Raw genomic sequence first — 15,190 nt, 5'->3', positions numbered from 1 at the left:
CTCCCCGCCTAAAAAGAAAAGCTCGCCGGCAACAACCCCCAAGCTACTGCCTTAACTGATGCTTTCTTTCTCAGCAAAAAAACACTATTCCGTGCTGAATATTTAACATTATGTCTAGTGTTCACTGTTTATCCAGATGCCCAAATTTGTACCATTTTTTATATGAAAAATTCTGCTTAGACTCAACGCCCTATAGGGAAATAAAAAAGGACACCTAGATATTTTTAATTTAAAAACCCGAATTCCATGGCCATCTTGAATTTTTATTGATAATTATATAGACAAATACCAAGATAGAAGAGAACGGTCGTCAGGTCCTGTGGTCAGGACGGCTCAGATATCCTTTATCGTCGTGAAGGATGCCATCGTCAAGGTCTTGCCCACTCCTGGAATGGCCCTCAACTTATCAATGACCAATGAACCGATGCTCTCCATGGACCTTCCCCTCACCTTTATGATTATATCGTGCTCCCCAGAAATAAGGTGGACCTCTTGAACGCCCTCGAGCATGGCTATCCTTTGCGCTACCTCCCTTTGCGACACTGAGCTGTTCGGAAGGAAGGAGACGAGGATGAAGGCTGTGACCGGTTCGCCAAGCTTTATATAATCTGGCAATACCGTGAATCCCTTTATGATGCCCCTGTCGAGCATCCTTTTTATCCTTTCATGGACCGTGGCCCTCGGAATGTTCAGGTCCTTGGCTATGGCCTTTGTGCTCCTTCTGGCATCTTTCATCAGCTCTGCCAGGATGGCCATGTCTTTTTCATCTAGCGCTGTCGTCATCTTTCCCCCTCATGACCATCAGGCCCGTCGATCCTGACATCCACCTGGATACCTGCCTTGACGCTTTGAGTGACTATGCAAAAGTCCTCGAACATCTCCTTGCACTTTTCCAATTTAGATGGGTCTGATACCTTGGGATGCATCTCGACAGAGATGTTGGTTATCCTCAACCTACCTCTCTCATTACGGGCGAGCGTCGTGGAGACCTCAGCGGACAATGAGAGCATCTCTGCCCTGTGCCTTCTCACACAATATGTCAGACTGGCGCATAGGCAGTTGCCGACCGCCGCGGCGAGGAGCTTACCTGCATTGGGATGGTCACCTCCGCCGAGCGGCTCTGGCTCATCCATCATGATCTCTCCTTCCTTGACATTATGGAAGTTTACCCTGAATTTGTAATCTTTCACAAGCTCAATTCCCGTCAGGAACTCCCCCTCTTCCATTGTCATCCTCCCGCCAGCCCTTGCAATGTTCTCAATTGTTGAATTACCCTGTCTCTGATATCTGAGGCAGATTCTTCAGATACGACCCTTCGACCTCTCTCAAGCAGTTTCACCTCGAAGAGCTCCATCTTAGTCCCGCAGCGATGACATATAGGGGCTTCCATCCCTTCCGTTCTGGCGCTGTATTCTAGACATTTGTTACAACGGAACGTTCTCTTACTTCCTGAGCACTTGCCGCGTTTTGAGAGGGGATGGCCTGCCTTCTCTACTATGTCCATCGAGAAATCGATGGTCGGTGCGTTCGATATGCTCGTGCCTATCCCGAAACCATCGGCACCTGCCTTTACCAATCTTGGGAGGTCGGTGTCCGATAGGCCACCCGACACGAAGATCCTCACATGACCATACCCTCTTAGGTCCATCTCCCACCTCACCTCCCTGATTATATCGGCCAGGTCACCTCTCCTAGAACCAGGTGTGTCAAGTCTTACTGCATAGAGGTCCTTGACAGACTCACAGGCGATCATAGCCTCGGCCTTTTCATCTGAGAATGTGTCGATGAGGGCCACCCTTCTCACTTTACCATCGATGAGCTCGTCAAATGCCTCGAAAGCTTTTCTCTGGTCCCCCATCATTAAGACCAGCGCATGTGGCATTGTCCCTGTCGGGTCCTTCCTGATCGTTTCCCCACCGATGATGGAGGACACGCTGTCACATCCACCTATATATGAAGATCGATCTATGACCGGGGCCAGCGCGGGATGCATCCTTCGTACCCCAAAGGACATGACCGTCCTGAAACCTGAGGCCAGCTTGCATCTTGCAGACATAGTTGCGACCCCTGAGCTATAACATATGAAACCTAATGCTGGAGTTTCAAAGGGGCAATATTCGCCATATGAACCTTCGATCCTTAAGATCGGTGTCCTGATGCCCTCTTGGGTCCTGGCCTTGAACACGCTCCCTTCTGGAATGCCCCAAAGGTCGATGTCCTTTCCCTCGAGGAGGCGTATGACCTCCTCAGTCCCGCACAGCACCCCCCATTCCCATCCATCAGGCAATCCGCCGACAGTGAACTCGGAGACCGTATCGACCCCGAGGAGACCCTTCTTCTCAAGCACTTTCAATGTGTGCTCGAAATAAATGTCAGTGGTGCGGCCTTCCGCCACCTCCCTGTCGGTTGCCGCGAAGAACTTCACCAGAGCATCTCCCCCTTTTTTCGCAGAACATCTTGGATGATAATCAAATGTTCGTTTAACAAGGATGAAATGATATGGCGATGGCGCCTATCATCGCAGCATCCATTTCCAGTTGGAGACATGGCCTTAATTATTACCCTTGAAGGCATCCTTTCCTAGGAACCTGGCACTGCTTCCAAGGTTCTCCTCTATGCGTAGAAGCCTGTTGTACTTAGATGTCCTTTCCCCCCTTGCCGGGGCACCGGTCTTGAGCTGTCCGCACTCAAGGGCGACCGCTATGTCCGCGATGGTGCTGTCCTCGCTCTCTCCAGACCGATGGCTCACCATAACATTGTATCCAGACTCGAATGAGAGCTCGGCTGCATGAACGGCCTCGGTCACCGTACCTATCTGGTTGACCTTTAACAATGTCGCATTTCCAGCTTTTGCATCGATCGCCATCCTGATCCTCTTCGGATTGGTCACGAAAATGTCATCGCCGACGATCTGGACCTTCTTTCCTACCCTCTTGGTGAGCTCGGACATGGTATCGAACGCCTCCTCCTCGAAGGGGTCCTCCAAGCTGATCAATGGATAATCGCTGATTAGCCCCTGATAATAATCGATCATCTCTTCAGGAGACCTTTTCTTGCCATCTACCTCGTACAAACCTTTATCATAAAACTCGGACGCAGCTGGGTCCAAGGCGAGATAAACATCCTTTCCCGGTTTGTAACCAGCTTCCTCAATTGCTTTCAGGAGCATGTCCATCGCCTCACGGGATGTTCTCAAAGGCGGGGCGAACCCCCCCTCATCCCCTACGTTGATGGCCATTGGGCCATACGACCTCCTTAGGACGTTTTTAAGGGAGTGGTATACCTCCACCCCCGTCCTGAGCGCCTCGGAGAAAGACCTCATACCGCAAGGGACTATCATGAATTCCTGGAATTTGAGATCGGACCCGGCATGCTTTCCTCCGTTGATGACGTTCATGCACGGTACAGGAAGTACATTGGAGTTCATACACAAGAACTCATGAAGCTCTACTCCTTCAACCAGAGCTCCTGCCTTTGCGGCGGCGAACGAGACCGCCGTCATCGCATTACCGCCGAGCCTCGATTTGTTCTCAGTGCCGTCCAGATCGATCATCGCCTGATCTATTAGAGCAAGTTTTCTCACATCCATCCCGATGAGCTTGGGCGCTATCTTCGTCCGGACGTTCTCCACCGCCTGAGTGACGCCTTTCCCTCCGTATCTCCTTCCGCCGTCCCTGACTTCCATCGCCTCGTGGATGCCTGTGGAGGCCCCAGATGGGGCTATCGCCGTGACCTTCAATCCTGATGTCCAGATTTCCGCCTCGACCGTCGGATTTCCTCGTGAATCTAGGACCTCCCTTGCCCAAACCTTGGTGATCTTGCTACCGGTCATCTAGTGCACTATCCTATTAGGAACCAAAAGACGAATCAATAGAAATATCATTTGTTCAAAGAAGACCCCGGTGCCAGGTCGTCAATTATCTCCATGTTCCTCTCTAAGAGCGCCATCTCTTTTGTATGGAGCGTCCTGGGATCAATGGATATTATCAATCGAGAGCGGTTCTCCATGGCCGCATCCGTGATGTTGTGGAGCATCCTAAGTACCCTTTCGAAATCGTTGTTTACTATCAAGAACTCGATGCCATCCAAAAGCACAACAGAATCGCCTGACTTCTCAATGAACCGCGTTATGGTCTCACCGAGGATACCGATGTTCGTAGGGTTGATGTAGACCTTCCCTAACTGGTTCGTCAGCCAGATTATAGGTGTCTTCTCAAGCCCCCAATCTTTCCTTATCACAGATGGGTGCTGCCTTGTGACACATAGACCTTGGATATCATGGGTGACCTGGTCCACGAAGATCTCAAAAGATTTCTTAGGTTTGACCTCCTTGACAAGATAGGCATATCCCCTCTTCAGCTCGTAGATCTTCTTCGAACGTCTGATCATTTCCTTCGATCCGAACGTGTGGATCTCCTCTGGTCTCGGCCCTCTCTTGAAGAATTTCGAAAGTCCGCCTATCTTCTTAGGTGCCTGTTCTGGCGGAAGGGATGTCTGCCCCTCTCCCGGTGTCGAGAGGGCCTCTTTGAGCCTTGCCTCGAGCTCTGCATTGTTAAAGGGCTTCCTGATGTACCCGTCGATGACGTCCTGGAGCCCAAAGATATCTGTGTCGACCTCTATCGCAGAGGTGAGCATTATGATCTTGATCTTCTCCGTCAATCCTTTTTCCTTCAGTCGGCGCAGGACTGTATAACCATCCAGATCGGGCATGTTCACATCGAGGAGAATTAGGTCGGGCTCATCGCTCTCGATCCTTGCCAAGGCCTCTATACCTCCTGACGCTGAAAGCGGAACGAAACCTGCGGCCGTTATTATCTCTGAGACGATCTCTATGATCGCCTGGTTATCGTCAACGATAAGGACCTTCTTCAGCTTGTTCACCACGCCATCTATGGTCGTTTCAAAAGTAAACCCCTGGTGTCCTTAAAAAGGTATCTAAGATGATATCAGAGAAAATATTCTGGGTCTCCCACTTGATGATGCTGAAAAAATTAAAATCGATTTGAGAGAAGGCTCATGCCTTCCTGCTTTCCTTCGACTTCTGGCGAAGGTGATCGTATCCGCATTTCCTGCAGCGGGTTGCCTTTGCCGCGTTGCGTGCGTAGCAGTTCATGCAGATCATTTTGTTAAGAAGCCTTGCATCGGCCTCCTTGAAGCGTGCCATGTGATACCTCTCGGTTGGAAACTAGGAAGCAGTATTTAATCATTCTCCATCATGACCGTGATCTGAGGGCCTATCCCTTACTTACTCCCGACCAATACCAGATATGCTAATAGCGATTCGAGCTGTATCCTTTCATTACTGCCTTCCACTATGCGGAACTCCACCTCTCCGGTCTTATCGATCAATTTTACCTTCTCTTCATCTGGGATGCTCAGGTCAAAGAAACCCTTGTGGATCTGCTTGATGATATCTGATCCGCTCAGACCATAGTTCAGGAGGATATCGTCCAAAAGGGCCCTCGCCTCGACGAAGTTACCTTGTAATGCGGTCTCAAGCATCTTGATGATCTCTTCCGGTCTAGCGTTACCGCTTGTCTGGTACACCACGTCGAGCGTTATCTCCCTCTCTGAGGCCGCGGCGACCTGCAAAGAGTTTACCGCCTTCCTCATATCCCCCTCACCGACATGAACAAGAGCGTCAAGGGCATCATCGCTAACTTTGATCCCCTCGCTCTCCGCGATCTTCCTGAGATACATCTTTACATCGTCCGCCTTGACGGGCCTGAACCTGAATACCGCACACCTGGATTGTATGGGCTCAATTATCTTTGAGGAGTAATTGCATGATAGAATGAAGCGGCAGTTGGTACTATATCTCTCCATCGTCCTTCTGAGCGCCGCTTGGGCATCGGGGGTCAGGGCATCAGCTTCATCCAGGAATATTATTTTAAAGGATGCTCCTCCTAACGGTGACGTCCTTGCGAACTCTTTGATCTTCCCCCTTACCACATCTATGCCCCTTTCGTCCGAGGCGTTCAGCTCCACGAAGTTATCTCTCCAAGCTTCTTTATAGAGTTCACGTGCCAGGGCGAGCGCGGATGTCGTTTTTCCCGTGCCAGCGGGTCCAGCGAACATGAGATGCGGAAGATTCCCAGACCGCGCATATGATTTGAGCCTATTGACTATCTCGGGCTGTCCGATGATGTCTTCCAGCTTCTTCGGCCTGTATTTCTCTATCCAAATCTCCTGCATTAGCTCCAACCCGGGCTGATTAATGGATGTTACCGCAATATACTTTTCTCATTCTATGATGTTATGAATGTCATACTCCCTTACACCTTCTTCATCTTAATCCGGTCCCCCTTGCCGAGAGCACGAGAATATTATTAAAATGAGCTGCCATCCTCTGTCGTGGTCAAGTGCAACAAGTGCCTCTCCGAGGCGGTCACGTACATCAGATATAATGGCACCCACCTTTGCCATAAACATTTTAATGAATATGTCGTGGGGCGGGTAAAGAAGGAAATACGGTCCCAGCTGACGATATCTGGACCAGTCAAGATCGCCGTAGGCATCTCTGGCGGAAAGGACAGCGCTGTGGCCCTTGAGCTAATTTTTAAAATATTGGGCGAGAGAAGGGATGTAAAAATTGAGGCAATCACCGTTGACGAGGGGATTGCAGGGTATAGGCCAAGGACCATCCTGATGGCCAAGGCTCAGACCTCCAGGTTGAATGTGCCACACCATATAGTTACCTTTAGGGAGGTGGTCGGTGCTGACCTTGATGAAATTGTCGGGATGGGAGAGAAGAGGATGGCCTGTTCTTATTGCGGTGTTTTCAGAAGAAGATGTTTGAACATAAAGGCCAGGGAGATCGGGGCCTCGTTCCTCGCTACTGGTCACAACCTTGACGATACGGCACAGTCCATATTGATGAACTTCATGAGGGGAGATGTCGAGAGGTTGGCAAGGATGGGGCCCCACATCAAAGTGCAGCCCGGACTGATACCGCGCCTAGAGCCTCTGAGGTCGGTGCCTGAAGGCGAGACGATGCTATTTGCCATGATCAACGATCTAGAGCATGCTGATGATGTGTGCCCATACGCAGGATCTGCGCTCAGGAACGAGTTCAGGGAGATCATAGATTCGATGGAGAGCAGGCACCCTGGCACAAGGCACAGCATTGTTGCAAGCTATGACTCGGTCAGGACGTGCCTGACAGAAAAATATCCACAGCCGTCGCTCCGTATGTGCTCGTGTGGTGAGCCGACATGCAACGTGAAGTGCATGGCGTGTGAGATGCTCGATAAATTGAACAAAGGAAGGGGTTTGTAAAAAAAAGGTTCAGAGCAGCTCGTGGAACTTATAGGCCTCTGCTCCAGCTCCTATACAATATTGGACCTTCGTGAAGTTCTTCTTCAAGGCCTTGACGTCGTTCTTGACATGCTCGGGCTTTTCCTTCTTGACGACGACACGGTATATCAGATTGGCGACCTCTTTCATCTCGCTCTCCCTCATCCCGACACGGGTGAGCTCCTGGACGCCCAACCTTATCCCGCTTGGTTTAATGGCGCTGGTGTCGCCAGGCAACATGTTCTTGTTCGTGATTATGTTGGCGCTCTCAAGGTCGATCGATGCCTGATTCCCTCCACCGTGGGCAGCGACATTGACCGCTATCGTGTGCGACTCTGTGAATCCTTTGTGCTCGCATAGCACATCCATGCCCAGCTCGTACAATGCTTGGCCGAGCGCCTTTGCATTCTTGCACACCTGTCTTGCATAGTCATTTCCATAGATCTCCCACTCTGCGAGGGTTATGGCGAGGGCGGCCATGGCGTGGAGGTGATGACTTGACGTTACCCCTGGGAAAACGGCAGAGCTCATTTTCTTTTCCAGCTCTTCGGACATATTGTGGCCGAGAACAATGCCATGGTTCGGTCCTGGGAAGGTCTTATGGGTGGAGGCCGTTAGGATATTCGCCCCTTCGTGCAGAGGGTCCTGGAATTGACCGCCAGCAATAAGACCGAGGACATGGGCCCCATCATACCAGACGGTGCAACCAATCTCCTGGAATGTGTCCTGAAGCTCCTTGAGCGGGGCAGGGAAAAGGAATACTGAGAGCCCGAACTGGGCGACCTTTGGCCTCTGCTCAAGTAGCAGTTTTCTGGCCCCGTCCACGTCGATGACCATGTCCTTTGTGTTGAAAGGGTACGTCACAGTATTGACCCCGCGGAAACCGACGGCCCCGAACTTTGCTGTCGATATGTGGGCCCCATGGTCCAATGAGGTGCAGGTGATGGTCTCTCCCGGCTGGGTAAGGGCGAACAGTGCGGCCATGTTCGCCACGGTTCCAGATATGGGTCTGACGTCTGCAAACCTGCATCTGAAGATCCTTTGTGCCAGTTCAATGCACTTCAATTCTACCTTGTCAACGTAGATATTACCTCGGTAGTAGCGCTTTCCGGGAAGTCCCTCAGCGTAGCGGTCGTGGAAGTCCGAGATCATCATTTCCTTTGCCAGGGGGCTCATGAGGTTCTCTGAGGCGATCAGAGGTATCGACTCTTCGAACCATTTGTTGTGCTCCTTTACCTGTTCCTTAATCCAGAGGGCGTCTTCCATCATTGAATCAGCCAATGGGACATATGGATCCTCCATTTAAATCCTATTGGCCCACTATTTCCGAAGAACCTTCAGGCGATACGGGCCTTGAACTCCTGTATGACAGGTACCGGTCCAGGGTCCACACCGTTCAGAATGGCCAGGTAATAACTTACATGGTCCCCTAAGACTATCCCCGCTATCAGATTTTCTGCATGCGTCATGCCATGGAGAGGTATCACCAACGGGTCTAGACCCGACTCTGTGAACATCTGTATCGTCACCATCGTCATCTTCTCTATCGTTGGGTCCATCTTGCTTGGCAAGATGAATATGGGCTTACATGTCATACATTTTGAGCCTTGAAGCCACCCTACCATCTGATTATGGTTCATCTCAGGGATCTCCCCGCTGAACGCCACCATCTTTGAGTTCTCATTGATCTGGTTCTGCCATCTGATAGCAACGGACCTTATGTTCTTGGGTGCATATATGACTGGGACCGATCCAAATATTCTCTTTGCCAATTTTTTTGCCAAATTTTTCTCGGTGGGAGAGGTAGGGGACATGCGTTCCACGGAGGAGCGGGTGTTCTCAGCGGCCTGTCTGATATCCTTTACAGGGGAATCGGCACCTACCGATTCGAGAATGGACGATGCTGAGCCGAGCAAATAGCCCAACGCCGCCCTGGGCTGAACTCCTTCCGGGACCTTGACATGTGGGACCCCTGCAGATATGGCTCTTTCGAGGAGCTTGCCCCCTGAGGTGATGCAACAAACGATGCATCCTGCTTCGATGCTCCTACCCAAGACATCTAAGGCCTCTTGGGTGTTGCCTGAATAGCTTGTGATCAATGATAATGTGTCAACTCCTGCCCATTTTGGGAGGTCTACGTTCCTATTTATGAACACTGGAATTTTGGACCTTGAGATGAGATAGTCATGGAGCACTTCCGCCGCCATCGCAGACCCTCCAATACCGCTCATACAGACCGAAGATGCGCCTCTCAACCTAGGAATATCATAACCGCTCGCCTCAACAAGGTTTGATATGAAACCTGCGATCTGCTCTGCTGAGCCTGAGGCGTCGATGAGCCGCATCTGCTCTATGTCATCAAGGTCCGATGGCATGAATCCAAATCCTGGTACGCATAAATATGTTTTTCAATCAGAATGCTCAATCCAGAATGTCTATTCTACTAATATATTTGTTACTACCTAAAAGATATTATCCGTAGATTATTCGGACGTTCAGGTGGATCGATGAAGCAGAGCGTGGAGGAGGCCATCAATGATATAAGAGAAGGCAAGATGGTCTTTGTCTATGATTTTGATGAGAGGGAAAGAGAGACGGATATGACGATCGCGTCCGAATTCGTCACACCTGAGGTCATAAGGGAGATGAGGAAGAATGCGGGGGGTCTGATATGTACCACCGCCCACAATGATATAGTCGAAGCCCTGGACCTTCCATTCCTCGCTGATATCTTCAACTGTGCCTCAAAAGACCATCCTGTCTTAAACGGACTAACTCCGAACGATCTTCCTTATGATACCAAGTCGGCATTCGGCGTAACGATAAACCATAGGAAGACCTTCACAGGCATCACTGACATCGACCGGGCGATGACCATCAGTGAGTTCGCTAAGTTCGTGAAAAATGTAGATCATAAAAGACCTGAAGACCTCAGAGAGGAGTTCGGGCATCACTTCAGGGCGCCTGGCCATGTGCATCTTTTGAACGCTTCCAAGAACCTGCTCACAAAGAGGTTCGGTCATACCGAGCTGACGACAGCCCTTATGGTCATGGCAGGTGTAGTTCCATCTGCCACGATATGCGAGATGATGGGTGATGATGGTAGGGCCTTGTCCAAAGATAAGGCAAAGGATTATGCCAAAGAGAAAGGCCTCTGCTTCCTAGAAGGTAAGCAGGTGATCGAGGCTTGGGCAAGATGGGGAAGGGAAAGATGAAGCGCGTGATGGCCTCGGGGGTCTTCGACATATTGCATTCGGGACATCTGCATTATCTTGAAGAGGCCAAGGCCCTGGGGGACGAGCTCGTTGTTGTGGTGGCCACAGATGCGACGGTCCGGAAGAGGAAGCATGAACCGATCATGCCTGAAAAGATGAGGTTGGACCTCGTCAGAGGTCTTAAACCGGTCGACAAGGCTGTGCTTGGAAAGGAGGGGGATATGTTAGATATCGTCCTTGAAATAAGACCGGACATAATCGCAATAGGTTATGACCAGAATTTCGACGAAGACCGCATCAAGAAAGAGCTCGAGATGAGAGGATTGAAGACCGAGGTGGTCCGCCTACCGAAGTTCGAGGATGACCTAAACGGGACAAGGAAGATAATAACAAAGATAATTGAATGGCACAGCAAACAGGTCCGGGGGGGTTCGATGTGAGGACGATAGGGGTCGTAGACACGACGTTCGCCCGAATAGATATGGGAGCGGCCGCGATCGATGAGCTGAAAAAGACTGGTACGGGGTTCAAGATTATAAGGAGGACCGTCCCTGGGATAAAGGACCTGCCTGTCGCATCAAAGAAGCTGATCGAAGAGGAAGGTTGTGACATTGTAATAGCCCTTGGAATGCCTGGGTCCAAGGCCGTAGATAAGACCTGCGCACATGAGGCCTCTACGGGTCTCATCAAGGCACAGTTGATGACGAACCGTCATATCATCGAGGTGTTCGTCCATGAGGATGAGGCACAGGATGAGAAAGAACTTGCCTGGCTGATGGAACGTAGATCAAGGGAGCATGCCATTAACGCCTATAATCTGCTGTTCCGGCCAGAGGAGCTGGTTAAGAAGGCGGGCAAAGGACTTAGACAGGGATACGAGGACGTCGGTACGATAAAGGAGAAGTGATGAGAGATGAAAAAGTACAATATCGGAATTGTGGTTTCGGAATTCAATTTTGACATAACATCGATGATGCTCGAGAGGGCAAAGGCCCATGCGGCATTCCTAGAGGTGAACATAAGCAAGGTAATTCATGTACCAGGTGTGTTCGACATGCCCCTTGCCGTGAAGAAGATGTGCGAGGATAAGAGCATCGATGGCGTGGTCACGCTAGGATGTGTCATCGAGGGCGAGACCGAGCACGATGACATAGTGATAACCAATGCCGCAAGGAAGATAGCAGACCTAGCTGTCGAATATGATAAACCTGTGTCGCTAGGTATCACAGGACCTGGGATGACAAGGTTGCAGGCCGAGGACAGGATCGAGAAGGGTCGCGATGCGGTCGAGAGCGTCGTCAAGATGTTGAAGAAGCTAGACCGATGAAAATACGCTGGGGGAGGGTCGTTGCCTCCCCTCAACAAACATCCTTATTAAAAAATCATGAGCTTTGTCTCATGAACGACTCGATCTGGTCAAAAGCGCGTCCGAGCGTCTCCTTATCTGGCAGGTACACAGCCCTGAAGTGTCTCTTACCATAGATCGGACAGAAACCGTCCCCTGGGACCGTCAGCACATGTGCCTTCTGAAGCATGTCTATGACGAATTCTTTGTCAGTCTTCCATCGTCTTCCCTCCCACTTCGGGAACATATAGAATGCCGCCTGAGGCTTCTGAACGCTGAGACCTGGTATCTCGTTTATTCTTTTGCAAGCGAAATCCCTTCGGTCCTTTAGCTTGACCAACATCTGCCTTAGATGGTCCTTTGGGTGTCTCATCGCCTCTATGACCGCCATCTGACATGGTGCGTTGGCAGACAGTCTCAGCCTGAGCTGCCTCTGCACGCCCTCCTTGATCTCATCGAGCTGGCCCGTAGGGTCTCTGAATACAGAGTACCCAAGCCTCCACCCCGGCAGCAGGTCTATCTTTGAGAAACCGTTCGTCAATATCATTGGAACATCCTTTGCCAAGGTCGATGGTGAATGATGTTCCCCCTCGAACGTCATTAGGTCGTAGATCTCATCAGATATGATGAAAAGATTATACTCGGCAGCAAGGTCCGTCATCTGTTTGAGAACCTTGTCGCTATAGACCGCTCCAGTCGGGTTGTTCGGATTGATGATGACCATGTACTTTGTCCGTGGGTTTATCTTCTTCCTTAGGTCGTCAATATCTGGTTGCCAATTCTCTTCCTCGATCGTACGATATGTGACAGGTACCCCGCCGAAGAACCTGGTATACTCCATATATGAAGGATAGGATGGTCCTGGGGCAAGGATTTCATCACCCGGTTCAATTGTCGCAGCTGTTATCATCTGGATAGATTCTGTTACCCCATTGGTCACGATGACGTCCTCTAATTCGATGTCTATCCTGTTCTTCTGCTTCTCTTTCTGAACGATTGCTGCACGAAGCTCAAAATTGCCCTCTGACTCTTCATAGCCATTGTCGCATTTCTCAACGGCCTTGCAGAGGGCGTCACGGACATGTTTCGGGGTCTTGAAGTCATATTTGTTCGGGTCCCCGATGTGCAGTTTTATTACGTCAACGCCCTTCTTCTCCAGCTCTCTCGCTGGCAGAAGCACATCGCGTATGGCGTAACTGATGCCCATCGTACGCTTCGTGGCTTTCATATAAATCCGGCCTTGAATGAATATTCTGGTATATTAGTCATGCACTTTTTGTGTTACGTGCCCAAACGTCCGGGGAAGGTCCTAAGTTTGGTAAGTATGACAATGGTTTAATACATCCTCATTTAGTCGCTCGGACATGGGCATCGTCAGGCTAGGCAAGATGCATCTTCGGTGGTGCAAAAGGTGTAACGTCCCCATCCTAGCGTCGGAGAAGTGTGGTAATTGCGGGACATCCACCGTTCAGGTTGACATGACGCCACCCGGGGATGCCAGGCCAGCTTTCCAACATGACATGGAACTGATAAGGAGGGTCATCGACTCACAGTTCGGAGAAGGTTCTGGAAAGGTTGTCGTGCCCGAAGGCAAGATCGTTGTGCTCAGCAAGGTCCCTGGGCTGGACCGCATGGACGAGGTCATAATCGATGGTGAGGTCATCGGCTCCCTCAGATACGATCTGGGGAAGGGATGGACTTTTGTTTGCAGAATGTCCGCTGCGAGAAAATTGCAGCGGGTGATGAGGAAGGGCATGGTGGTGGCCGATGATGGTGCCATCGCACCACTTTTGAACAATAACAATCTGATGGCCCCAGGTGTCGTGGATGCTTATGAAGGCATTAGAAAAGGTGATGAGGTCATTGTTGTCGACAAAGATCTGATGGCCATAAGCACTGGTACGGCAAGGATGACAACTGAGGAGATGCTCCTTCGAGGAAAGGGCGTGGCAGTCAAGACAAGATGGGCATCCGAACAGAAGATCGACTTTCCATCACCAACTGGACAGACCTGGAATGATGTGATCAAGGCCAATGCCACTACGATGGAAGAACATATCTCAGAGGCCATCAGGTTCATGAAAGAGACCATTGCCAAGAACAAGGTGCCTGCGATAGTCTCTTTCTCAGGTGGAAAGGACAGCCTCGCCTGTCTCCTCCTCGCCATCGATGCAGGTCTGAGATTGCCGGTGCTCTTCCTTAACACTGGACTAGAATTTCCTGAGACGGTCGAATATGTCCATATGATGAAAGAAAAATATGACCTCGATCTCATAGAAGAGAAGGCGCCAAAGAATGCTTTCTTCGGGAATTTTGATTACTTCGGGCCGCCCGGCAGGGATTTCCGATGGTGCTGCAAGACGAACAAGCTCGGGCCTACGGTAAGGGCCATCATGGAGCATTTCCCTGACGGGGTACTATCGTTCATAGGGCAAAGACGTTATGAATCAGAACAGAGGGCCGACAAGCCAAGGGTATGGAAAAATCCATGGACGCCCGGACAGATAGGCGCTTCACCGATACAGAATTGGACATCCCTACATGTCTGGCTTTACATATTCATGAAAAGGGCACCTTACAATCCTTGGTATGAGAGAGGGCTAGACAGGATCGGATGTTATCTGTGCCCAGCGTCCAATCTGGCCGAGATCGAGATGGTGCTCGCAAATGAAGGTCCATTGCGAGATTGGGATTCTAAGCTCAGAGAATATGCGAAAAGTCATGGTATTTCAGAAGGTTGGGTGGACCTCGGACTCTGGAGATGGAGGCGGGTGCCGCCATCGATATTGGATGAGCTGGTCAAGATCGGTTTTTCACCAGATGACCTTAGGCAGAGGAAAGTTCTTCCGGCCGGAGACTCGGTTAAAAAATTGAGGCTCAGGATGGAAGAAGGATTCTCTCCCTGCATGTTAGGTTTCAGCATCGAAGGCGCCTTTAACAGGGAGTTGGATATTGAAAGGGCAGCGAATATATTGAATATGGTGGGAAAGGTCGAGAAGAACATTTCAGAGGGTTGGTGCACCGTCTGCAATATAACGGTCTTTCAAGAGGGCGCCATCATAGCCCGGGGAAAAGAGCAGGAAACCATCAAGGAAAAGGTTGAGACCGTGCGCAGAGTCGTGGTCAAGGCCGAGGAATGCGTCGGATGCGGGGTGTGCGTCGCCAGATGTAAAGAGGGTGCACTCGTTCTGGTCCAGGACAGGATCTCGATAGACGAGGCTAGATGCATCCATTGTAGAAGATGCATAGAGCCGTGTCCTGCGATCAGCTTCGGCGACACCACCTTTGACTTCTGAGCCTTTCATAGTCAGCATAAATAGAAAGGTTAGAAGCT

16 protein-coding genes are annotated in these 15,190 nt (G+C 50.5%); 6 read left to right on the top strand and 10 right to left on the bottom strand.

Features of this window, described 5'->3' with window-relative positions:
* Positions 1-333 precede the first annotated feature (333 nt).
* The 7 genes from HPY73_08650 to HPY73_08620 all read right to left on the bottom strand — a co-directional run bounded on the left by HPY73_08650 (position 334) and on the right by HPY73_08620 (position 6,195).
* On the bottom strand, positions 334-783 hold the full coding sequence (locus tag HPY73_08650) for an Lrp/AsnC family transcriptional regulator (protein ID QLH75488.1): 450 nt from the start codon (positions 781-783) through the stop codon (positions 334-336).
* The gene (locus tag HPY73_08645; GenBank protein QLH75487.1) at positions 780-1,232 is read right to left on the bottom strand and encodes an OsmC family protein; all 453 of its coding nucleotides are present in this window, start codon (positions 1,230-1,232) and stop codon (positions 780-782) included. The genes HPY73_08650 and HPY73_08645 overlap by 4 nt, the downstream gene beginning before the upstream one ends.
* The gene (locus HPY73_08640) at positions 1,229-2,428 is read right to left on the bottom strand and encodes a nicotinate phosphoribosyltransferase (protein ID QLH75748.1); all 1,200 of its coding nucleotides are present in this window, start codon (positions 2,426-2,428) and stop codon (positions 1,229-1,231) included. Before HPY73_08640 ends, HPY73_08645 begins: the two co-directional genes overlap by 4 nt.
* 123 nt (positions 2,429-2,551) lie before the next feature.
* The gene (eno, locus tag HPY73_08635; protein QLH75486.1) at positions 2,552-3,832 is read right to left on the bottom strand and encodes a phosphopyruvate hydratase; all 1,281 of its coding nucleotides are present in this window, start codon (positions 3,830-3,832) and stop codon (positions 2,552-2,554) included.
* A 47-nt stretch (positions 3,833-3,879) separates the two neighbouring features.
* Positions 3,880-4,881, bottom strand: coding sequence for a DUF835 domain-containing protein (locus HPY73_08630; GenBank protein ID QLH75485.1), 1,002 nt, complete (start codon positions 4,879-4,881; stop codon positions 3,880-3,882).
* A gap of 133 nt (positions 4,882-5,014) precedes the next feature.
* Positions 5,015-5,164, bottom strand: coding sequence for a 50S ribosomal protein L40e (locus tag HPY73_08625; protein QLH75484.1), 150 nt, complete (start codon positions 5,162-5,164; stop codon positions 5,015-5,017).
* A gap of 77 nt (positions 5,165-5,241) precedes the next feature.
* Positions 5,242-6,195 (bottom strand): replication factor C small subunit, encoded by a 954-nt coding sequence (locus HPY73_08620; protein ID QLH75483.1) that lies wholly within the window; start codon positions 6,193-6,195, stop codon positions 5,242-5,244.
* A 159-nt stretch (positions 6,196-6,354) separates the two neighbouring features.
* On the opposite strand from HPY73_08620, the gene HPY73_08615 reads away from it, so the two are divergent.
* Positions 6,355-7,278 carry a TIGR00269 family protein gene (locus HPY73_08615; protein ID QLH75482.1) on the top strand — a complete coding sequence of 308 codons (924 nt, stop codon included), beginning with the start codon at positions 6,355-6,357 and terminating at the stop codon, positions 7,276-7,278.
* Positions 7,279-7,287: 9 nt separating this feature from the next.
* Here HPY73_08615 and HPY73_08610 read toward each other — a convergent pair whose 3' ends face one another.
* Both HPY73_08610 and HPY73_08605 read right to left on the bottom strand, forming a co-directional pair.
* Positions 7,288-8,565, bottom strand: coding sequence for a serine hydroxymethyltransferase (locus HPY73_08610; GenBank protein ID QLH75481.1), 1,278 nt, complete (start codon positions 8,563-8,565; stop codon positions 7,288-7,290).
* A 68-nt stretch (positions 8,566-8,633) separates the two neighbouring features.
* Positions 8,634-9,671: a bifunctional phosphoglucose/phosphomannose isomerase gene (locus HPY73_08605; GenBank protein ID QLH75480.1), complete on the bottom strand. Its 1,038-nt coding sequence runs from the start codon at positions 9,669-9,671 to the stop codon at positions 8,634-8,636.
* Positions 9,672-9,803: 132 nt separating this feature from the next.
* Here HPY73_08605 and ribB point away from each other — a divergent pair, with 132 nt between their 5' ends.
* From ribB to HPY73_08585, 4 genes are read left to right on the top strand one after another with little or no spacing between them, the layout of a single operon-like run.
* Positions 9,804-10,511 (top strand): 3,4-dihydroxy-2-butanone-4-phosphate synthase, encoded by a 708-nt coding sequence (gene ribB / locus HPY73_08600; GenBank protein QLH75479.1) that lies wholly within the window; start codon positions 9,804-9,806, stop codon positions 10,509-10,511.
* Complete coding sequence (locus HPY73_08595; protein QLH75747.1) at positions 10,508-10,951, top strand: FAD synthase; 444 nt, start codon at positions 10,508-10,510, stop codon at positions 10,949-10,951. Before ribB ends, HPY73_08595 begins: the two co-directional genes overlap by 4 nt.
* A complete protein-coding gene (locus tag HPY73_08590; protein ID QLH75746.1) occupies positions 10,948-11,418 on the top strand; it encodes a riboflavin synthase in 471 nt (156 codons plus the stop codon). The genes HPY73_08595 and HPY73_08590 overlap by 4 nt, the downstream gene beginning before the upstream one ends.
* A 6-nt stretch (positions 11,419-11,424) precedes the next feature.
* Positions 11,425-11,838, top strand: a complete 414-nt coding sequence (locus HPY73_08585) for a 6,7-dimethyl-8-ribityllumazine synthase (protein QLH75478.1) — start codon at positions 11,425-11,427, stop codon at positions 11,836-11,838.
* A 55-nt stretch (positions 11,839-11,893) separates the two neighbouring features.
* Here HPY73_08585 and HPY73_08580 read toward each other — a convergent pair whose 3' ends face one another.
* Complete coding sequence (locus HPY73_08580) at positions 11,894-13,084, bottom strand: aminotransferase class I/II-fold pyridoxal phosphate-dependent enzyme (GenBank protein ID QLH75477.1); 1,191 nt, start codon at positions 13,082-13,084, stop codon at positions 11,894-11,896.
* 136 nt (positions 13,085-13,220) lie between these two features.
* On the opposite strand from HPY73_08580, the gene HPY73_08575 reads away from it, so the two are divergent.
* Positions 13,221-15,152, top strand: a complete 1,932-nt coding sequence (locus tag HPY73_08575; GenBank protein ID QLH75476.1) for a phosphoadenosine phosphosulfate reductase family protein — start codon at positions 13,221-13,223, stop codon at positions 15,150-15,152.
* Positions 15,153-15,190: the final 38 nt, after the last annotated feature.

It is taken from the genome of Methanomassiliicoccales archaeon (assembly GCA_013415865.1).
Lineage (GTDB): Archaea > Thermoplasmatota > Thermoplasmata > Methanomassiliicoccales > UBA472 > MVRC01.
This window is presented reverse-complemented; position numbering and strand designations above follow the sequence as displayed.